Origin of the sequence: Sutcliffiella horikoshii (assembly GCF_044809035.1) — a bacterium.
Taxonomy (GTDB): domain Bacteria; phylum Bacillota; class Bacilli; order Bacillales; family Bacillaceae_I; genus Sutcliffiella_A; species Sutcliffiella_A horikoshii_G.
Genome location: NZ_CP085237.1, coordinates 568,897 through 586,155 on the forward strand (window position 1 = coordinate 568,897; position 17,259 = coordinate 586,155).

At 35.0% G+C, this 17,259-nt stretch carries 34 protein-coding genes, 1 pseudogene and 1 riboswitch; of the genes and pseudogenes, 27 read left to right on the forward strand and 8 right to left on the reverse strand.

Going from position 1 to position 17,259, the window contains the following annotated elements:
* Positions 1–39: 39 nt before the first annotated feature.
* Genes LG307_RS03140 through LG307_RS03150 form a run of 3 tightly spaced genes read right to left on the reverse strand, consistent with a single transcriptional unit; the run spans position 40 to position 937 of the window.
* A complete protein-coding gene (locus LG307_RS03140) occupies positions 40–225 on the reverse strand; it encodes a hypothetical protein (RefSeq protein WP_404447984.1) in 186 nt (61 codons plus the stop codon).
* Positions 226–245: 20 nt separating this feature from the next.
* Positions 246–731: a hypothetical protein gene (locus tag LG307_RS03145; RefSeq protein WP_404430894.1), complete on the reverse strand. Its 486-nt coding sequence runs from the start codon at positions 729–731 to the stop codon at positions 246–248.
* Positions 731–937: a helix-turn-helix transcriptional regulator gene (locus tag LG307_RS03150; RefSeq protein WP_237664875.1), complete on the reverse strand. Its 207-nt coding sequence runs from the start codon at positions 935–937 to the stop codon at positions 731–733. Before LG307_RS03150 ends, LG307_RS03145 begins: the two co-directional genes overlap by 1 nt.
* Before the next feature lie 269 nt (positions 938–1,206).
* Between LG307_RS03150 and LG307_RS03155 the strand changes: the two genes are divergently transcribed.
* Positions 1,207–1,527: a hypothetical protein gene (locus LG307_RS03155; protein ID WP_404447987.1), complete on the forward strand. Its 321-nt coding sequence runs from the start codon at positions 1,207–1,209 to the stop codon at positions 1,525–1,527.
* A gap of 3 nt (positions 1,528–1,530) precedes the next feature.
* Positions 1,531–1,863 (forward strand): hypothetical protein, encoded by a 333-nt coding sequence (locus LG307_RS03160; protein ID WP_404447989.1) that lies wholly within the window; start codon positions 1,531–1,533, stop codon positions 1,861–1,863.
* A 54-nt stretch (positions 1,864–1,917) separates the two neighbouring features.
* Here the strand turns inward: LG307_RS03160 and LG307_RS03165 are convergent, their stop codons facing one another.
* A complete protein-coding gene (locus tag LG307_RS03165; protein WP_404447990.1) occupies positions 1,918–2,541 on the reverse strand; it encodes a glycosyltransferase in 624 nt (207 codons plus the stop codon).
* 163 nt (positions 2,542–2,704) lie between these two features.
* On the opposite strand from LG307_RS03165, the gene LG307_RS03170 reads away from it, so the two are divergent.
* The 4 genes and pseudogenes from LG307_RS03170 to LG307_RS03185 all read left to right on the forward strand — a co-directional run bounded on the left by LG307_RS03170 (position 2,705) and on the right by LG307_RS03185 (position 5,358).
* Positions 2,705–2,818: a DUF6429 family protein gene (locus LG307_RS03170; RefSeq protein ID WP_404447993.1), complete on the forward strand. Its 114-nt coding sequence runs from the start codon at positions 2,705–2,707 to the stop codon at positions 2,816–2,818.
* A gap of 467 nt (positions 2,819–3,285) precedes the next feature.
* Positions 3,286–3,456, forward strand: a pseudogene (locus LG307_RS03175) (toxin C-terminal domain-containing protein); the annotation flags it as partial.
* 59 nt (positions 3,457–3,515) lie between these two features.
* A complete protein-coding gene (locus LG307_RS03180; RefSeq protein WP_404447996.1) occupies positions 3,516–4,277 on the forward strand; it encodes a hypothetical protein in 762 nt (253 codons plus the stop codon).
* A 469-nt stretch (positions 4,278–4,746) separates the two neighbouring features.
* The gene (locus LG307_RS03185) at positions 4,747–5,358 is read left to right on the forward strand and encodes a hypothetical protein (RefSeq protein WP_404447999.1); all 612 of its coding nucleotides are present in this window, start codon (positions 4,747–4,749) and stop codon (positions 5,356–5,358) included.
* A 197-nt stretch (positions 5,359–5,555) separates the two neighbouring features.
* Here the strand turns inward: LG307_RS03185 and LG307_RS03190 are convergent, their stop codons facing one another.
* Positions 5,556–5,930, reverse strand: coding sequence for a permease (locus tag LG307_RS03190; protein WP_404448002.1), 375 nt, complete (start codon positions 5,928–5,930; stop codon positions 5,556–5,558).
* A gap of 28 nt (positions 5,931–5,958) precedes the next feature.
* The gene (locus tag LG307_RS03195; protein ID WP_404448005.1) at positions 5,959–6,165 is read right to left on the reverse strand and encodes a helix-turn-helix transcriptional regulator; all 207 of its coding nucleotides are present in this window, start codon (positions 6,163–6,165) and stop codon (positions 5,959–5,961) included.
* Between the two features lie 712 nt (positions 6,166–6,877).
* On the opposite strand from LG307_RS03195, the gene LG307_RS03200 reads away from it, so the two are divergent.
* The 6 genes from LG307_RS03200 to LG307_RS03225 all read left to right on the forward strand — a co-directional run bounded on the left by LG307_RS03200 (position 6,878) and on the right by LG307_RS03225 (position 9,360).
* Complete coding sequence (locus LG307_RS03200) at positions 6,878–7,063, forward strand: hypothetical protein (protein ID WP_404448008.1); 186 nt, start codon at positions 6,878–6,880, stop codon at positions 7,061–7,063.
* Complete coding sequence (locus LG307_RS03205) at positions 7,063–7,587, forward strand: RDD family protein (protein ID WP_404448011.1); 525 nt, start codon at positions 7,063–7,065, stop codon at positions 7,585–7,587. The genes LG307_RS03200 and LG307_RS03205 overlap by 1 nt, the downstream gene beginning before the upstream one ends.
* A gap of 21 nt (positions 7,588–7,608) precedes the next feature.
* Positions 7,609–8,127, forward strand: coding sequence for a GrpB family protein (locus tag LG307_RS03210; protein WP_404448014.1), 519 nt, complete (start codon positions 7,609–7,611; stop codon positions 8,125–8,127).
* Complete coding sequence (locus LG307_RS03215; protein ID WP_404448017.1) at positions 8,124–8,768, forward strand: hypothetical protein; 645 nt, start codon at positions 8,124–8,126, stop codon at positions 8,766–8,768. Before LG307_RS03210 ends, LG307_RS03215 begins: the two co-directional genes overlap by 4 nt.
* Entirely contained in the window at positions 8,769–9,059 is a 291-nt protein-coding gene (locus LG307_RS03220; protein WP_404448020.1) for a hypothetical protein, read from the forward strand. It begins immediately after the preceding gene.
* Between the two features lie 148 nt (positions 9,060–9,207).
* Entirely contained in the window at positions 9,208–9,360 is a 153-nt protein-coding gene (locus LG307_RS03225) for a hypothetical protein (protein WP_404448022.1), read from the forward strand.
* A gap of 282 nt (positions 9,361–9,642) precedes the next feature.
* Here the strand turns inward: LG307_RS03225 and LG307_RS03230 are convergent, their stop codons facing one another.
* Positions 9,643–9,957, reverse strand: coding sequence for a DMT family transporter (locus LG307_RS03230; protein ID WP_404448025.1), 315 nt, complete (start codon positions 9,955–9,957; stop codon positions 9,643–9,645).
* Positions 9,957–10,298, reverse strand: coding sequence for a DMT family transporter (locus LG307_RS03235; RefSeq protein ID WP_404448028.1), 342 nt, complete (start codon positions 10,296–10,298; stop codon positions 9,957–9,959). The genes LG307_RS03230 and LG307_RS03235 overlap by 1 nt, the downstream gene beginning before the upstream one ends.
* A gap of 69 nt (positions 10,299–10,367) precedes the next feature.
* A riboswitch (guanidine-I (ykkC/yxkD leader) is annotated at positions 10,368–10,464 on the reverse strand.
* Positions 10,465–11,138: 674 nt separating this feature from the next.
* On the opposite strand from LG307_RS03235, the gene LG307_RS03240 reads away from it, so the two are divergent.
* The 15 genes from LG307_RS03240 (at position 11,139) to LG307_RS03310 (ending at position 17,162) form a co-directional block, all read left to right on the forward strand.
* Entirely contained in the window at positions 11,139–11,267 is a 129-nt protein-coding gene (locus tag LG307_RS03240) for a hypothetical protein (protein ID WP_404448031.1), read from the forward strand.
* Between the two features lie 70 nt (positions 11,268–11,337).
* On the forward strand, positions 11,338–11,799 hold the full coding sequence (locus LG307_RS03245) for an NUDIX hydrolase (RefSeq protein WP_404448034.1): 462 nt from the start codon (positions 11,338–11,340) through the stop codon (positions 11,797–11,799).
* On the forward strand, positions 11,800–12,000 hold the full coding sequence (locus LG307_RS03250) for a hypothetical protein (RefSeq protein WP_404448036.1): 201 nt from the start codon (positions 11,800–11,802) through the stop codon (positions 11,998–12,000).
* Positions 12,001–12,019: 19 nt separating this feature from the next.
* Positions 12,020–12,490, forward strand: coding sequence for a GNAT family N-acetyltransferase (locus LG307_RS03255; protein WP_404448039.1), 471 nt, complete (start codon positions 12,020–12,022; stop codon positions 12,488–12,490).
* 106 nt (positions 12,491–12,596) lie between these two features.
* On the forward strand, positions 12,597–13,046 hold the full coding sequence (locus LG307_RS03260) for a hypothetical protein (protein ID WP_404448042.1): 450 nt from the start codon (positions 12,597–12,599) through the stop codon (positions 13,044–13,046).
* A 28-nt stretch (positions 13,047–13,074) separates the two neighbouring features.
* Positions 13,075–13,290, forward strand: coding sequence for a glycosyl transferase (locus LG307_RS03265; RefSeq protein ID WP_404450364.1), 216 nt, complete (start codon positions 13,075–13,077; stop codon positions 13,288–13,290).
* 20 nt (positions 13,291–13,310) lie between these two features.
* A complete protein-coding gene (locus tag LG307_RS03270; protein ID WP_404448044.1) occupies positions 13,311–13,550 on the forward strand; it encodes a hypothetical protein in 240 nt (79 codons plus the stop codon).
* A 155-nt stretch (positions 13,551–13,705) separates the two neighbouring features.
* A complete protein-coding gene (locus LG307_RS03275; RefSeq protein ID WP_404448047.1) occupies positions 13,706–13,843 on the forward strand; it encodes a hypothetical protein in 138 nt (45 codons plus the stop codon).
* Between the two features lie 37 nt (positions 13,844–13,880).
* Positions 13,881–14,111: a hypothetical protein gene (locus LG307_RS03280; protein WP_404448049.1), complete on the forward strand. Its 231-nt coding sequence runs from the start codon at positions 13,881–13,883 to the stop codon at positions 14,109–14,111.
* A gap of 78 nt (positions 14,112–14,189) precedes the next feature.
* Positions 14,190–14,573 (forward strand): hypothetical protein, encoded by a 384-nt coding sequence (locus LG307_RS03285; protein ID WP_404448052.1) that lies wholly within the window; start codon positions 14,190–14,192, stop codon positions 14,571–14,573.
* 91 nt (positions 14,574–14,664) lie between these two features.
* Positions 14,665–15,081: a GNAT family N-acetyltransferase gene (locus tag LG307_RS03290; RefSeq protein WP_404448055.1), complete on the forward strand. Its 417-nt coding sequence runs from the start codon at positions 14,665–14,667 to the stop codon at positions 15,079–15,081.
* 157 nt (positions 15,082–15,238) lie between these two features.
* Positions 15,239–15,688 (forward strand): DUF2500 domain-containing protein, encoded by a 450-nt coding sequence (locus tag LG307_RS03295; protein WP_404448057.1) that lies wholly within the window; start codon positions 15,239–15,241, stop codon positions 15,686–15,688.
* Positions 15,675–15,902, forward strand: a complete 228-nt coding sequence (locus tag LG307_RS03300) for a ClbS/DfsB family four-helix bundle protein (protein WP_404448060.1) — start codon at positions 15,675–15,677, stop codon at positions 15,900–15,902. Before LG307_RS03295 ends, LG307_RS03300 begins: the two co-directional genes overlap by 14 nt.
* Before the next feature lie 606 nt (positions 15,903–16,508).
* Complete coding sequence (locus LG307_RS03305) at positions 16,509–16,967, forward strand: hypothetical protein (protein ID WP_404448063.1); 459 nt, start codon at positions 16,509–16,511, stop codon at positions 16,965–16,967.
* Positions 16,968–17,024: 57 nt separating this feature from the next.
* On the forward strand, positions 17,025–17,162 hold the full coding sequence (locus LG307_RS03310; protein WP_404448066.1) for a hypothetical protein: 138 nt from the start codon (positions 17,025–17,027) through the stop codon (positions 17,160–17,162).
* Positions 17,163–17,259 lie beyond the last annotated feature (97 nt).

Here is a 17,259-nt window from a genome sequence, read left to right on the forward strand (position 1 = left end):
AGAACCCACACGGTTTTAATGGTCATTTTTATATAAATGCTATTGCTTTTTCATAATCCCTGCTGCCTGAAGTTTAGCCAACAGCTCGTTAAAGTCTGCCACTAACTCAGGTAGTGTTGTTGCAGTAGAGTCAGCTTGGTGCTCGATTTGAAAACTAACCTCATCGGGTTGAATCTTAACGAGCGTGCCTAAACCTGGTATCAACTTTTTCGCCTCGTGTGCCATAGTATTCTCCTCCTTTTTCATCAAAATTCCTCACTGCTTTTTTCCGGTGTCAATGCAAATATTATCCCAATGGTGTTTGGTGGAACGCTGGCAAGCAGGAACCACCAGTTGCCGGTAGTAATAGATAGGATTGCAAAACAAATAACGGACAAGGCAACAATGAAAATTCCGAATTTGACTTTAGAGGGTTTCAACGGCTCTGACATATTCATATTGATGGACAAAATCATGCCTGTAAAGCCCCAGCTCGCCATATGAACAACCATAATGACAGCAAGAACGATGGCGGGACTTAACTCCATACCGAACATGATCAACGTAAATAATAAATAAATGGAAGCGAGGGTAAAGAACCAAGAAATGGACCGGGCCTTTTGCCAAATATGGTCATGCAGTTCATCCAAACCGCGCTGCTTTTTGGCCATACGCCGTCCAAACCACCAAGCTAATATTCCTATAACAGCTCCTCCATATAATCCTACCAACCCACCAATTTGTACCTCCATTATTCCTCTCCCCCTTCTTCTAAAATAAAGACCTCTTCAATGATGCAATCGAATACCTTTGAGATGTTATATGCTAGTTCAAGTGATGGATTATACTTTCCCGATTCAATCGCGATGATGGACTGCCTCGAGACGCCTACTTGTACGGCTAAGTCCTCTTGCGTCATCTTCGCAGTTTTGCGCAGATCTTTAATCCGATTTTTCAATTTTTCCACACCTCAATTATTTTTGTAAAGCTAGCTTTACAATCGGTTGTAAGTAAAGCGTACTTTACATTTGGTTAAATGTCAAGGGCGCTTTACAAAAATGGTTAATGGTGAACAAGAAGACTCGTAGCGCCAGGGGGCCGGTAAACCAACCCAGGTCTATCCTAATGACAAATTAAATATTTTAACAAAAATTTACAAAGATGCGCTAAAATAATAATAGACACCCATGTATTCAACTAACCAAAAGAAATACGAGGGGGAGTAAAATGAAAAAATTCACGTGGTTATCGGCAATCGTTTGTGCACTTCTTCTACTTACCAGCTGCAACGAGACAACCAATAATCATACAGCTCAGGCTAATGGTGAGGAGGAAACGAATCAACTAGTAGAGGAAAAAGACACACAAATTAGTGCGCTGCAAAAAGAAGTAGAAGAGCTACAGCATTCATTGGAGAATATTGAATTAGATTTAAAATATTCAAAGGAAGAAGCAACCTACTACAAGGAATTCCTCACCGGCCTTATAGAGGACTATACGGATGGGCAGAAAAATGAACTGGCGAGAGATTTGTGGGAATATGAATAGAAGGTGAATGGGGTAGCGGTTTCGGAGGATGGAGAAGTACAGATAAAAGAAGATAGTATGGAAATATCCATAATCCAAAGCCAGCCAGCCTTTCCTATCCTGCCTAATGATGTGTTTGCAAAAGGTAGACTCAGCGGGCAATATCATGAGCATCTCTCTAATTTTAGTGAAGAGCCAACGAATACCTATGGAACGGACGGAACCATTGTAACGGGAGTACATTATAAGTTTGAAAACTTGAAGGCTGGAGCAACGATTACCTTCACCATTACGGATGAGTTGAAGGAGAGGTTGAAATTAACTGCTTCTGAAATAAGGGTTACGAAGGTGGAGTAAGAAAAGAAGGCTGCCAGAAAGTCAACTGCTGATAACTTTCTGGACAGCCTTTTCCTATTTAAACTTATCCGGAAACTGCTTCACCACAGCCGAAGAGATTCCATCGGACATGAGGATGATATGTGTGAGCCCTTCGTCAATGGCAACGATTCTTGCCTCCCAGTCTTTTGCTAGGCTTGCCGATAAATCATCTGCCACTAATTCCAGATGCATATACATCATCTTTTTCACATCTTCATTCTTTAAATTAGGGTTGGCCCCGCTAAGAAAAGCGGATATGTCATCGGCATTTCGATACCATTCTTTGTTCAGCTGCTTCACCAAGGATTCATTTCCACTTTTCGCGGCATCTACAATCTTTCCTGCAATAACAATATGCTCCGTAAGCAGCTCGGTCAGCTTGTTCCCAGCCTCTTCTCCGTATACTGGCTTTATCGCATTGCCAATATCCTCCTGATTTTTCAGAAGCCTGGTCAGTACCTCTTTTTGATCCTCCGCGCCTGCTGTTGTTGCACTTGTAATATAATTACTTGTCCACAATACATGATCAATCCAAAGCCTTCTGAAGTCATTTTCGAATTTCACCTCAGATTCGCTAATGGCATAAGCAGTAGTTGTTCCACCAAACATGTTTAGAGAAAATAATAATACAAATCCGATCAACCAACATTTTTTCATCAAAAGTTCTCCTTCCAAAAAGTGTCTTTTTTATTATGAATAGTTGCTGGTTTATTATTCCTAAAACGTGTTCGCCCATAATTTCAACAGTTCTTTCATCCTTAGGGGGGGATCGGATGTATCATAGCAATACTTCAGATGATACAGACGCCTGTAAGGAAAAATGCGACAAGGTTGGAAAGGTTACGACTTTGAAATCTTAAACCAATTAAGTGAACGAGAATTTATTGGTGGCGGAAACCGTTCGAAATCCGTATATCTAACAGAAGGGGTATAGAAGAAGCGAAAAAACTAGTTGAAAAGTATATTGAACAATTAGACAGCAACTAAAAAACAGGGGCGGAGGAATTCACTTCCGCCTCTGCCTACGTGTAACTCCGTGGTTCGGCGTGCCTGTCCCTTCAGCCCTCCGGAAAATCATACTCACTCATTAAAGAAACCATCGTATTCCAAATATCATCATTGGTCAGTAGATCTGCTTTTTTCATTTTGTTATTCATATTGCTCCTCCTCTTACCTGCATTTGTAAATATACTAGCATGAATTCCCTGTATGATAATTAAAACTTTAATTTAAGGTTTATTTAAGGATTAGTTAAGCTTACGTTTATTTAAGTTCTATATAATTTAAAATATTGAAAAACTTAGAATCACACATAAAAATTGAAATTGATTGCACTCTCTATTCAGGAACCCTTTATCAAATTTGAGTCAAGTTCTCTATACAATCAATTAATTTCGGGAGGTTTTTGTTAAGGATGCTAAGGACGCTGTAAATGGACCACAATATATAACACGCGATAGATCAAGCCATGTTGGAGGTGTATGGAAAGGAGCAAAAAGGGTTGAAGATTTAGGAGGAAAAGAAACTAGACTTGGTACATATAATGCTGTACTTAAAAGAATTGGGGATTAAATCTAATGATATTCTAACCTACTAAATAAACCTATTTAATTTAAAGATGGAGGTCAACATTGAATAAAGAAATTTTAAATCAATGGAGAGTAACAAAGTATAATCCAAATTACAGAAATAATGAAGGGCATTACACTAAACCAGAAGAATGGACTAGCGCATCAGATATTGGAAAAATAATAGATAGTAAGACTTTTACAATAGAGGAATATTTACAAATTGAGCAAACGTATATAAATGCAATCATACATATTATAAAGCTAAATAATGTTGAAAGTGTTCGGATTTTAAATTTCAAAAAGAATAACATGGACAAAAGATCTCCATTATATGAATCTAAATTTCATTTACTGAACTTTAAAGAAGATTCAGAGATAAGTATAGAAAATATACCAACATTGTCCCGAATGGTTCTAAGAGAATTTATTTTTTGTCACTTTTATTCTAACGATTTCTTTATTCATTTTGGATATGATTATTATTTATACTTCGGATCTAACTCTGTACAAACTAAGCAAATAGAAGATGTAGTAGATGAAAGCCTCTTTGTAGAAGAGATGCGGTCTCCATTTTATATCTCTGAAAAAGACGTGAAAAGAACGATAGAATGGAGCCGAATTGGTGGAGAGATTATTGAAGGCGAGGAAACACTTTTAAAAATATCTCTATATGAATTCAGAAGAGAGTTAGGAATTTCTGATAACCATCCTGTAATTGGTGTATTTCCTATCACAAAAGAAAGCTCAAGCTTTTTTAGGGGGAAAATGAACCATAATATGGATTTTAATAAGAATAACTATTTCTTGGTCGCTGGTGATTAAAATAGAGGGGACAGGGACCTCGGACCCGTCCCCTCTACTTCCTCAACAACACGGCCTTAAAAACAGACCGAAGCAATAACAGCTTGCTAAGGCTACTGCGAAATTTCATAGTAATAAAACAAAAAAGACATAGGAATTAGTGGAACTACAACCCACAAATGTCTATTAAAACTCCCCCTCATAATACTAAAAAGCATGAGTAGGCGTGCCTGTCCCCCTCAGTCCACTATTAGAATGGGGGTGTACGGTAATACCCTTGACATTAAGGTGGTACATTTCTTGTCAAGGCTGGTCAATTTGTCAGGCTGTAATTATTATGGCGAGTAAATTATTTTTAAATATTAAAATCAAATATTCTAATTATTCTTAGAAGAATAAAAAATATTCTTGTATATTAATTTTAATATGTTAGTATTTTCCTAGGAAGAGGAATTACAAATAAACAATTAAAAGGGAGTTTTGTATTTTTATGCTAAATAAGTATTTCTTAACCACTATTGTCTCAGTTATGTTCTTTTCGATTTTTGCACCTTTAGGAAAAGTTGAGGCTACTAGTGAAGTAATTGTAGAAGATGTTGTGGAAGAAGTCGAAGAAATGACAGCTGAAGAACTAGATAATTTTATTAAACCTTATGTAGAATTAAAAGAAGATGGAACTATTTCTTTTAAAGATAATATTCCTCAAGATGTTTATGAACTTTATAATTTTGATCAGTTAGAAAATCATTTTTATACTGTAAACCAAGGTGTGAGAAATGGTACGTTAGTAGTAGACGAAGAATTAAATATTACTGATATTTCAATTTCTTTGTCAGCTGTTTATGGTAAATGGACTTATCATTTGTGGGGTTATGATAGAAAATTTAATAATGCTCAAACTAAGGATTATGTAAATCGATTAGAATATCAAACTATAGCTGCAATGTTTGCAGCTGGTGTGATGCCTCCAATGTCTGGATTAGCTTCTTTATCAGGAGGTTACTGGCTATTATTAGCTAAGCGTGTAGAAGCTAACAATAAGGGTAAAGGTGTTTATGTAGCTATCACATGGGTAAATGTTTTTAATATAAAACCTCTATAGTAAAATAAAAAAACGCATGGATAAAACCATGTGTTTTTTTATTTTACTATAGTTTTTTAGATTTAATTATCAATGGAATAATCGTTTTTACAACGAGAAATATTATTAAGATAGAGGCAAATTGTATAATTATATCAATATTATTTATCACTTTATAATCTCCTTTGATTAAAAATAGAGTTTGCAGATAGTGTATTTTAATAAACTTTAGTTAAAATTATCATAGAAATGAATACAGTGATAATAGATAGAGAAGCTAGTATTGCCACTAATCCATAAGCAGTCAAGCTAATGACGTTAAAATAAAGAAGGGTAATAAATATAAAGAAATAGAACATCTGTATAAAATAAGAGTAAAACATTGCTTTTTCTCTTATTATTTGCATTCTTTCATCTTTCTTTTTAAATTGTGGATGTAAATAACCTAATGATAGAAACATTATAGATATAGCAAAGAGAAGTAGGGTAGTTGGTGATAATGAAAAATCTTTTAATATTCCACCATAAAAAAGATAGCCACTTTCTATTAATAGTACAAAACCTATAATTAAATACCCTAATCTTGAATTCATTTGAAGATCCTCCTATCATTCTAAAAAATCACTTATAATCTTCTTCTTCTAAAATGAAAATATTTTCTACGTTTGATTCGAATAACTTTGCAATCATCAGTGCTAGGGGAAGAGAAGGATTAAATTTACCTTTTTCAATTGAAATGATAGTTTGTCTAGAAACGGCTAACTTATCAGCTAATTTATCCTGGGAATATCCAAATTTCTTTCTATATTCAGCAACGTTATTTATCAATTTTATTCCTCCCCTCTGTATTTAGAATATAGTAAAGTAGACTTTACGTCAAGTAGACTTTACGTAAAGTCTACTTTACTATAAGGTTTGAATAAAACAGGAGTAGATCTAATCAAGAACTATCCCTGTTTTAGGGGAGAAAGAGGGGGAGTGAACCTTTTCACCATTCATAAACATGAGCAAGTATTCGGCGTCTAATTGTTTGCAGAAATCCACGAGGAACAAAAATCTCATTATAGAAACCATCGTCGCATTCCATTTATCATCATTGGCTGTATTTTTCATTTTCTTATCCAAATGGATCAAACCTCTAACCAGCTAAATTTCTTGAAAATACATTAGCATAAATTCCCTTCATGTTATACGATAAATAGATAATATTTACAGATACATAGAATAAAAGGGGGCTATACATTGTACTTATTACTATCCATTTTTTAAGCACTAATTTTAGGGTATGCATTACTCCTTATGGGGCCAGTAGTTGGCGGTTTCCTTGCTTTTGGAATTATCACCGGAATTTTATTTAGAGTTCTGTATCTCCTAAATGAAATACATAAAAGGCTCACCAAAGATGAACCCAAACCTGACCCGGTAAAAGAGGCTTATGAAAACTATTTAAAAGAGAAAGAAAGCAAAGTCCATGGATAGAGGGAATTGCACCGGCAAAAATGGGCCGCGGTGCCTGTCCCCATGGACCATGGAGGTATCTATGAAAAAATATGGTTTGTTCTTTATTACATTCTTCGTTGCGACGTACATAGTTCTGGTTGTTTTTAGAGTCGGGGAAACGTTCACAAAAGGGATTCATGTTTTCATTTTATCAATTATTGTCACCACTATTCACTGGATGTGGGATAGTTTCACCAAACCAACCAAACAGGAAAGGTCAAAGTAATGGACAACAAAAAACGGGTCGCGGTGCCTGTCCCCATAAACCATAAAAAACGACTAACCGAACTACTAATAGACTACGTAGTAATCGTTATCTACCTGCTCCTGTTACTGCTCGCCAACTTAGCCATCAGCTTTCTCATCCTAGATGGAATTCCAGCCTACACAGAACTACAAGCACAACTAATAGCCACAATCACATCCGTAATCCCCATCATCATGCTGTTTTCTTATCTTGATTATTATAAAGAGGGATCGATTGGAAAGAGAGTAGCTGGGTTGAAAGTGGCTTTCATAAAAGAAAGATTCAGCGCCAGTTTACTAAGAAACGCCATAAAGTTTTTACCATGGCAACTAGGTCATATAGGTGTAATCCATGGCATGTATAGTGAGTTTGATGTGACAGCGATTATTATCACAAATATGGGATCGCTGCTTGGATTGGTGTTGCTTTTGATGGGGTTATTCAGAAAAGATAAGCGCCATTTAGGTGATTTGCTGGCAGGGACGAAAGTGGAACCGAAATGACAGTTAAAGGAGAACGACTCTTTGAGAAAAACCAACATTCAACCATGGACCAAAGATTGGGAAGTGGCATATGACCAAGAAAAGAAACTGCTAAAAGAAATATTGATAGATAATTTAGTAGACATTTATCACATCGGAAGTACATCCGTCCCGGCAATAGGTTATGCCAAACCAATCATTGATATTTTAATTGTGGTAAAAGAAATCGAAAAGGTTGATCGATACAATGAAGCCTTACGAAAAGTGGGGTATGATCCAAAAGGCGAGAACGGAATTGCAGGGAGAAGGTACTTTCCAAAAGGCAAGCAAGCCAGAACACATCATGTACATATCTTTCAAGTCGGAAATGACAATATACAAGCACACCTAGATTTCAAAATGTATCTTATGGCACATCCAGAAGATGCAAAAGCATATGGAGTGTTGAAGCTTAAATTAGCAGGGCAGTTTCCTGAAGACCATCATATGTATCAAGAGGGGAAGCAGGAGTTTCTAAGTGAGTTGGTGGAGAAGGCGAAGAGTTGGGGGGCGAATAGATGAATGATTTGTTACATAGTATCCGAAGACCGGTAGATATATCCCTCTCGAAGAAAGTCGTAGCTTCGTCCTTACTATTCCTTACAGGGGTTATGTTGGGTGTGCTCTCTAAAATGCTGGATGAAACGGCCAGTAATCTATTACCGTCTTTTCTTCAAGTATGGGACTTACGGAACTTCTTTTCACGGATGGGTGTTTGGCTATTCCTTGCGATGCTGATTGCTTTGTATAGCAAATCACCGGTCAGGGCTGCCATCAATGTTTTTGCGTTTTTTGTCGGGATGGTAGGCAGTTATTATCTTTATACGGTTATGGTAGCCGGCTTTTTTCCGAAATCCTATATGATGATTTGGATCATGATGACGGTTATCTCCCCGTTCGTGGCGTTTGTTTGTTGGTACGCGAGGGGGAAGGGGTTGCCAGCTATACTAATCTCATCGCTACTAGTAATGTTTATGTCCAGACAAGCCTTTGCGTTTGGTTTTTGGTATCTGGACATTAGAAATATTCTGGAATTCCTACTCTGGATAGCTACTATAATTGTTTTATACCAAACTCCAAAGCAACTAATTAAAGTGGTTGCCATAGGACTGTTTTTGTACTTCCTTACTGCGCCTTTTCATATAGGATGGGGGATGTTGTAGGTGAAAAGATTAAAAGTAATTTATAAGGGGACGGATAGAATGAATAAGAGTTTAAAATTGTTTGGCTATGTTTTATTTATTTCGGGTATTATGTTATTCGGTTTAATGCATTTGGCTATAGCTTTATTCATTCCTAATTTGTCAGGTTGGAGTGATCCACCAGGTAAACTTGCAACGGTTCTAAACGAAATAATTGGATGGTTTCCTTATACGTTAAGCATCATATTATTTATAATTGGTGCAGTGATTATTACTTATGATTTATGGCAATTAAGGCATAAAAGTAGTTGATACTTCAAAGAAGAACGCAACTTTATTTATCCAATAAATGAAACGCAATCTTCAACAATCTGGGAGCGATTGCAACACAATGGATCGCTCCTTACATAAGAATTGAGCACTTTCAATGAAGAAAAATACAAAAAGGGGGGAGATTTAGATGTTTAAAAATAAAGTCACTATTGGGGCTATTATTGCTGTGATTATTCTAATTTCTTTTTGGCTTTTCGCAGGAGGAGACGATAAGAAACAAATAGCAAGAAAGAAATTAAAAAACATTGGAATGTCACTGACATACACCACATTGAAGTAATTAATGATAATGAATCAGTAGCCTTTTTTAAAACAATTGATGGTACTTAAATGGAAATGCATCTCGAAAAATTCTTATTCTCTTGGAACAAAAAACGAGATTACTCTTTTTCCTCAGAAGGGATAAATAAGCTTGGTATTAAGCAATCGGGCAGCTATCCTTTAACAAGGATCAGCGCTAATTTTTCATTCTAGGGACATTTTGTTGCACAGTCATAAAAAAATAAAGAAGATAATTTGCTTTTACAAATTATCTTCTTCAAATTACAATCTAAAAACTCTTTTACGAGACAAGTTTTAATCCTATTGCTGCGCCTAAAACCATTGCAATAAAAACAACTCTTCTCCAGTCTTTAGATTCGTCATATAACACCATTCCTAGAATGGCACCACCAGACGCACCAATTCCGGTCCATATTGCATAAGCTGTCCCCATAGGGAGTGTTTTCATCGCGTAAGCTAGAAATATAAAACTTGCACCAAATCCTACAATTAATAGAAGTAACGATTTCCAAGTTCTATCATTATGCAATTTATTTATCATAACAACACCAAACATTTCAAATAATCCTGCTAAAATTAAAGATATCCACGCCATTAAGAATCAGCCCCTTCCTGAACTTTGTCCTTTGTAACTAATTTCAAGCCAATTACCCCCGCTAATAAAAGTAAAATCAAGAGCGCATTTTCCACTTTAAATGGTTCTCCAAAAAATAGGATTTCTGAAAAGACAGTTCCTGCTGTACCTAAACCAACAAACACTGCATATACAGTTCCCACAGGGAGTTTTCGTCCAGCCATTATCATTAAATAGAAGCTGATAAAGATAGCAATAGCAGTTCCAGCCCAAGTCCAAAAGTCGAATGCATGTTTTAAACCAATAACCCAAAAAATTTCAAAAAAAGCAGCAACAAATACTTTAATCCAGTCTTTATTCATCTAAAAGACACCTCCAATATTATTCTTACCCTAAAAACAAAAAAGCCTGGGAGATAACTGTTAAACAGTATCTCCCAGGCTTTTATCCTTCCGTGACACAGCATAGCTGTGAGTTTTCTCTCGGACCAGACCAACAACTTGTTGCGGAACCCTAGAAAACATTTAACATATATAATTAATTTATATTATACATACATTTGGTACTTACTCAAGGCAAAAATTATGGGAAATAATTATAGGAAAAGAAGGTGTTCTTGAACAATCTGGATGAACGCTCATTTTCATCTGAGCCAAAGTAAATATCTTATTGAAGGAATTTTTAGATTATGAAATAATTGGAATTATGCAAACAGGCAGGATTATTTAACAAGCATCGTAAAATATTTGTTATTTAAGGGAGGAGTTAGCAATGCCATATTTTGAAAGGGTTAAAAGATTGTCAAAAATTTTGTTTGGTATAAGTGGGATGTTTATTTTTCTTATCATCATTAGCTATATGAACCAACCATACGATGGAAATAACGCTAATTCGTATCGATTGGTGTTTTTAATCTTTTCAATATTTAACCTAACTCTTGCCATTACCCTAAAATATATTATTAAGGATGCAAAGGAGTATATTGATAGGGCTATAAACTTTAAATACTAAAAGAAATTATACAAACTGATTATGTGGAGTATAACTTTGATTGCTTCAGCAAGCGTTTATTAAGCTAAAGAAGGGGGGATAGCTGAAGGATTGTTTGCTGATTTTCGACTCTTCCTTTTAAATGAGGAGCTTTTCTGTAATAAGAAAGGTTTGTATTATGGTGCAATCGAGTTATAAAAGGGGATGAATTTATGTTGTGGATTCTATTATTTTTAGTTGTTATAGGTATAGGTACAATTATAGGATTACTTAAGGAACAATTAAATCAAAACAAAAGAATCATAGAGCTTCTTGAAGAGAGAAAGAAAAATGCAGAGTAATGCTGTTCCATTAAATGGGAGCAATAGCGTAGTAAACAGGCATCCTAGTATTAAAAAGAAGGGGAATTAGATGGAATATATAAAGTCTTTACGCCAGGCAGTAGGGAATATGCCACTGATAATATGTGCAGCGGGTGTTATTGTTACGGATTCATACAATAAAATTCTCTTGATCAAAAGAAGTGATGATGGAAACTGGTGCATACCTGGTGGTGTAATGGATGTAGGAGAAAGTATTCAAGAAACCGCAAAAAGAGAAGTATTGGAAGAAACAAATATAAACATTGAAGAAATGAAGTTGTTAAATGTTTATTCTGGCGGCCAGCAACATCACATTTATCCAAATGGTGACGAGGTTTACTTTGTTAATGTAGTATTTTTTTCATCGACTTATAGTGGGCAGTTTAAAGCTGATGGAATAGAAAATGCCGAAATTAAATTTTATGACATAAATGAATTACCTGAAAATCTTTCTCCCACTAACAAACCTTTTATTGAAGATTTTAAGAAATTCAGTAGTAGTGAAATCTAATTGTTGATTTCCCTTGGAACAAATGTGGACGGCGGTGGCATTGGGGTACACTTTTTAGGATTAGAAATAAATGACCGAGTACCAGAAGCGAACATTCCTACATATGCAATTGGTTTCTTTGTTGCAAGTGTTATTACGTTGTTGATTGCCGTTGCACTAGTTGCATTAACAATGTCAGTACCAGGTAAGAAAAATACATAGGAACGGCAAGGGGTTTAACATGAAAATTGATTTTTTAGCAAACCATCCGGATAAGACAAAAGTAGTTGCTGAGATGATTTATGAGGAGTTTGTAGTAAAAACTGATAGTGTTATGCAGTTTGAAGATGTTGTTAAACATTTTTCAAATACGCATACAACTATTTTCCCCATAACACTTGTGGCTATAGAGAACGATGAATGTCTAGGGACTGTATCGATTCTAGAGAATGATTTGAAGATAAGAAGTATGTATAAACCTTGGCTGGCATCTTTATATACAAATCCTGCGTATCGCGGTAAAGGAGTCGGACAACAATTAATAAGTAAAACGTTAGAAGTAGTTAAGGAATTAGGCTTTAGTGAGCTTTATTTAAGGACAGAAGATACATCTGAGTATTATAGAAAAAGAGGTTGGACTTTTATTGAAACGGTTTCTGATGATAAATACGAAGAGATTCATATATTTAAAATAAGTGTAAATTGTATTTGATTTTGTATCAAAGCGTTTGCAGCACAGAGGATCGATTCTTTTATATAAATAGGACGAAATGGCTTAATTGCGAGAAAACTGTGAGCTTTATAAAGGAAGTGGTACTTTGTCGGAAATTCAATTTTTAGCCTCAACAAAGCCCTTTGTTATTCCAAAGGAAATGGAAGAAAATAATGGCGGATTTTTTGAAAATGGATTGAGTTTCTCTGTTCTTGATTTAGATCCATATTGGATTAAAATAGTTCAAGAAATTTTAACGTTGCCATATTTATATGAAGCAAGGGGTTTGGGCAACAAAGACTTCTGGACTTATATAGATAAGTATATGGAGGTAGGAGATGTTCTTGAATTATATACTATCCCTGTACAACAATGGTATAAGGAATCCATTCGACATGTCTTAGAGGATCCAAAGCACGTCAAAATCAATATAGGAAGCCGTACATATCAATATGAGTATGGAATAATGAAACTTAATGAAAAAAAATGGCTAGAAGAATTATCGCATCGCATTTTAGTTACAGAGTATGGTGTTACAACAATTGAAAATTATTAGAGTTGAATTTTTATAGGGGGAATGATTGGTGAACAAGCAAGCAATGGTGTTTTTTATTTTAGGGATTGTTATTTTAGTAGTTAGTTCACCTTTAGGGTACAGCCTAGTTAATATCGTGTACCGAAACCAGAATTTAACTGGAGAATTTGTACCTCTTCTAAATGGGTTTATACATTCATTGATGTTAATTGGTGTCTTGGTGTTTAGTATCGGAGTGGTTACTTTACTAAAAGAAAAAAATTAATTAATTGTTGGAGTGAGACGATGAAAAAATATTATCTTGCAGTGACGTACGATGTTTGTGAACATAATAATCTATTTGAAGATATGAACGAGTACCCGTTAGATATGTCCATTGATTTAGATAAGCAGATAAGCAAGTTTGCAAAAATGGATGTTGCTCCTTTGGTAAAGGTTTATGAATCAGCTACCAGTGATTTTCAAGAATTAAGTTTGTACAAAGAATATAAATTCAAGGAATTTGATTGCGGATGTAATCAGTAATTTTATACACCAACTGGGAGTAACGCTATTGTAAAGATTGAAATTCCCGAATTTGTTTTAGATGGCTTAGTTTGAAAACCTAAAAATAGTAAAAGAGTAGCAGGCATTAACAATGTGAGTGCCAGGAATATATTGGACCGGCGCGGGAGTTTTAAATGAAAATTGATTTTTATTTAAGAACAGAAGATACATCTGAGTATTATAGAAAAAGAGGTTGGACTTTTATAGAAGCTGTTTCTGATGATAAATACGAAGAGATTCATATTTTTAAAAAAAGCGTGAAGAAAAGTTAGCTTTTTGCATAAATGCCCAAATCGAAAGGGAGATGTTATGAATAGAATAGTAGGTCTTTTTCTATTTGTTTTCTTTTGTTATTTAATATGGGTATATCTTGCAATATATGAATCTTCCATAAATGACTGGTGGACAGTGAAAGACATAAAACATATAACGGAAGATACTATTGAAGTAGGGGTATCATTTGTAAAGTTTATTGTTGGTACGGTTATCTTCATTTTAGGTGGAACGATGCTCTACTTGTTAATGAGAAAAAGGAATTAATTAGGAGTAATAGCAGGGAAATGGCTCGTTTATGATTTAAGGATAGTTTCAGATGAAAATTAGGAGGAGGTAACATAATTGGATTTTGTCTACTTAGCATCAATAACTGTCGCAGTTTTTTGTATGTCCGTAGCTGTTTTTCAGGTGTTACTTTCACTTGGCTACCCTTTTGGTGAATTTGCAATGGGGGGATACTATAAAGTATTGCCTAAAAAATTACGAATTGTGAGTGCGGTAAATGCTTTCATTCTCATATTTATGGGCTTCGTTTTTCTGCAGCATACTAATGTTTTAAATAGTTTAGATTTTTTATCTACGAATACATTAGTCTGGGTCATTACAATTTTCCTTGGATTAAATACAATAGCAAACCTAATGTCTCGAAGTAAAAAAGAAAGACTCTTTATGACACCTTTATCGGGTTTTATTTTCATACTATGTTTATTTATTTCTTTAGCATAAGGAGAAAGGGGGGAAAAACAATGAGTGAACTCCCTCAAGGTCAAATAGAGAGAGGGAAGTTTTATCTATAACTTCGTAAAGGTGCGATTCCATGCTTATACAACTGAGAAATGAAAACTGGCTTGAGGTTAGAGAGTATAGAAAAGAAGACTTTATACATATTAATAGACTAAATGCAGAGGAAAATTGGAATAACCTTGTTGAAAAAAAAGAGAGTACAAAGGAAGCCTGGGATCATTCAACCATTACTTATGTTGCAGAAATAAACGGGCAGCTGGTTGGGTATATACGGGGGCTTACAGATCAATCTATCACCTTGTACATCTGTGAATTACTAATAGGTCGCACCTATCGTGGGTTAGGGATTGGAGAAATATTGCTGAATTATGTTCATCACTTATACCCAACGACAAGGATTGAAATGTTGGCAAACAGTGATTCTCGAACTTTTTATGAGCAAAAAGGTTACAGAACATTTTACGGATTTAGGAAGACAAGTAAAGAATAATGGCGAGTTACGTACTCAACTACCAGGCGCTATCCTTGTTTCAAGGATGAGCGCTTATTTTGTATAAAAGTTTTGCAGAAACCTATGATGAAACTTTTCATATTCATACGCGTATATATCTCAAAGATAAAGATGTAACCAAAGGAGGAGTGTTTGCATGGTAGATCCATATGCTATGGGTGCTGGTGATGCTATGTTTCAGGTTGTACCTATTTTTATTGGCATTATTTTTGTGATCGTTATTGGTAGTATCTTAATTTCGGTTTTTAAAGGCATTGGGGAGTGGCAGAAGAATGAGCAGTCACCAAAGCTAAGTGTGCCAGCTGTTGTTACATCAAAACGGATAGATGTCACCAAAAGGTCCAATATGCATCATCACAACGACACCCATCATCACCATTCTTCCAGCACGCATACTAAATACTTTGTGACGTTCGAGTTCGAAAGCGGTGACCGTTCGGAGTTTCATGTTTCCGGTAAGGAGTATGGGTTACTTTCCGAAGATGACAATGGAGTTTTAAGCTTTCAAGGGACTCGGTATTTAGGCTTTGAGCGAAACAAAGTGAGTATATCGGGAGCAGAGGATTACCAAGGTGACTACAAGTGAAAAAGACATTCTACTGTTGAATAGTGAGAATAACTTTAATAGATTACTTGAAATTATTGAATCCGTACCAAGTAGAAAAAGGGCCATTCCCATTGAAACGGAAGAAAGAGATAAGAATTTCCGTGATGTCGTCATGCACCTGTATGAATGGCATGCCATGCTGGAGAGATGGTATAGGGAAGGAATGGATGGGGAAGATACAGAGTCATGTTAATAACGGTAATACTAAAGTTGTAGAGTTTTAATATTCTTATAGGAATTTTCTATTTAATAAAAATGGAAAAAATGTATAATCATAGTTGTTGCTGAACATTGCAATCAATGGTGGTTTATGGGCTTATGTAGAAAAGAAAGCTTGGAAAGAGGCAGCTAGATTATTGATCAGAATTGGTGTAAGAGGGAATCTAATAGGGCTTACAGCGTTTTTTGTATATTATTCTGCAAAATGTTGGGAAAGGTGATATAAATGAGTAATAAATCTAAGTTAAATTTTGTCGGTTTTTTTATCATATTTCCTATAATTTTTTTATTAAGTTCTTTTATATGGGGATATGTTATTAAGAAACATGAATTTATGGCATTTACATCAGATAGTCTTTCTATTTTAGGGATTTACTATATTTTAATTAGTATAATTTTTATGTTTTCTAGTATAAAAAAAATTAATTTGAAAGACATCTAAATACAAATATCGTTTAAAAGAAAGTTAACAAAACTATACTTTAGTAAAAAAAACCGGTGTTATCTATGATATACAAAGATAACATTGGTTTTTTTACTAAAGGAACACTTGAATTGGGTTTAAGATTAGGTGGGTTCTATGAAAATACTATTTAAAAATAAACTACTACAATTCGGTATGATATCTCCAATATCCATACTTTTGATTTCTGTATTATGTATATTGACTCCAGTTTTTGATTTGCGATATCCCAAGATAGTGGATATACGTGATACAGTTACGCTTGTTTCATTCGCTTATTTTCTTTCTAGCTTTTATGCCATCCCATTAGCTATCATTACGGAGATGATCATCAAAAAAATTCCTTCTGGTGCCAAAGCTTTTAAATTTATCCTCTATGTCTTTTGGGCACTCCTGTTCTTTCTATTGTTTCTGATTCCTACGTTTGGCTTTAGCATTTTTGCATTTGTTCCTTTTCTGTTACTTTTCATCTATGAAGAATGGAAAGCTGGGTTCATTCATAAGCTTTACATACTGCTTTCCGCAACAAGTGTAATAGCTATACTTATCATTTATTTTGTAAGCCTATTCCATTGAATATTTCTTTAAAGGGAATTTAGGGGATCCAAGTGAGGGAAGGATGAGGTGAAAGTATTGCTAATTATAGTAATCATTATTATTGTCATTACCCTTTTATCCATAGAAGTGCAGTTAAGGCGAGCAAACAAACAAAATGAAGAGATAATTGATTTGTTAAGACAGATAAAGGATAGAAGGGATCAAGACGTCTGAGGGTGATTTCTTGAAAAAGGGGAAGTTGATTGTCGTATTAGCTGCAACTAACAAAAGGGAAGTTGTGGAGTAAGCAGTAAAAAAACTTAGTTCGTTA

Coding starts and splice junctions, on each gene's coding strand:
- LG307_RS03140 (WP_404447984.1), bottom strand. CDS start 225: ATGGCACACGAGGCGAAAAAGTTGATACCAGGTTTAGGCACGCTCGTT.
- LG307_RS03145 (WP_404430894.1), bottom strand. CDS start 731: ATGGAGGTACAAATTGGTGGGTTGGTAGGATTATATGGAGGAGCTGTT.
- LG307_RS03155 (WP_404447987.1), top strand. CDS start 1,207: ATGAAAAAATTCACGTGGTTATCGGCAATCGTTTGTGCACTTCTTCTA.
- LG307_RS03165 (WP_404447990.1), bottom strand. CDS start 2,541: ATGAAAAAATGTTGGTTGATCGGATTTGTATTATTATTTTCTCTAAAC.
- LG307_RS03170 (WP_404447993.1), top strand. CDS start 2,705: ATGCGACAAGGTTGGAAAGGTTACGACTTTGAAATCTTAAACCAATTA.
- LG307_RS03185 (WP_404447999.1), top strand. CDS start 4,747: ATGCTAAATAAGTATTTCTTAACCACTATTGTCTCAGTTATGTTCTTT.
- LG307_RS03190 (WP_404448002.1), bottom strand. CDS start 5,930: ATGAATTCAAGATTAGGGTATTTAATTATAGGTTTTGTACTATTAATA.
- LG307_RS03200 (WP_404448008.1), top strand. CDS start 6,878: ATGAAAAAATATGGTTTGTTCTTTATTACATTCTTCGTTGCGACGTAC.
- LG307_RS03205 (WP_404448011.1), top strand. CDS start 7,063: ATGGACAACAAAAAACGGGTCGCGGTGCCTGTCCCCATAAACCATAAA.
- LG307_RS03215 (WP_404448017.1), top strand. CDS start 8,124: ATGAATGATTTGTTACATAGTATCCGAAGACCGGTAGATATATCCCTC.
- LG307_RS03225 (WP_404448022.1), top strand. CDS start 9,208: ATGTTTAAAAATAAAGTCACTATTGGGGCTATTATTGCTGTGATTATT.
- LG307_RS03230 (WP_404448025.1), bottom strand. CDS start 9,957: ATGGCGTGGATATCTTTAATTTTAGCAGGATTATTTGAAATGTTTGGT.
- LG307_RS03235 (WP_404448028.1), bottom strand. CDS start 10,298: ATGAATAAAGACTGGATTAAAGTATTTGTTGCTGCTTTTTTTGAAATT.
- LG307_RS03240 (WP_404448031.1), top strand. CDS start 11,139: ATGTTGTGGATTCTATTATTTTTAGTTGTTATAGGTATAGGTACAATT.
- LG307_RS03245 (WP_404448034.1), top strand. CDS start 11,338: ATGGAATATATAAAGTCTTTACGCCAGGCAGTAGGGAATATGCCACTG.
- LG307_RS03255 (WP_404448039.1), top strand. CDS start 12,020: ATGAAAATTGATTTTTTAGCAAACCATCCGGATAAGACAAAAGTAGTT.
- LG307_RS03270 (WP_404448044.1), top strand. CDS start 13,311: ATGAAAAAATATTATCTTGCAGTGACGTACGATGTTTGTGAACATAAT.
- LG307_RS03275 (WP_404448047.1), top strand. CDS start 13,706: ATGAAAATTGATTTTTATTTAAGAACAGAAGATACATCTGAGTATTAT.
- LG307_RS03280 (WP_404448049.1), top strand. CDS start 13,881: ATGAATAGAATAGTAGGTCTTTTTCTATTTGTTTTCTTTTGTTATTTA.
- LG307_RS03290 (WP_404448055.1), top strand. CDS start 14,665: ATGCTTATACAACTGAGAAATGAAAACTGGCTTGAGGTTAGAGAGTAT.
- LG307_RS03295 (WP_404448057.1), top strand. CDS start 15,239: ATGGTAGATCCATATGCTATGGGTGCTGGTGATGCTATGTTTCAGGTT.
- LG307_RS03305 (WP_404448063.1), top strand. CDS start 16,509: ATGAAAATACTATTTAAAAATAAACTACTACAATTCGGTATGATATCT.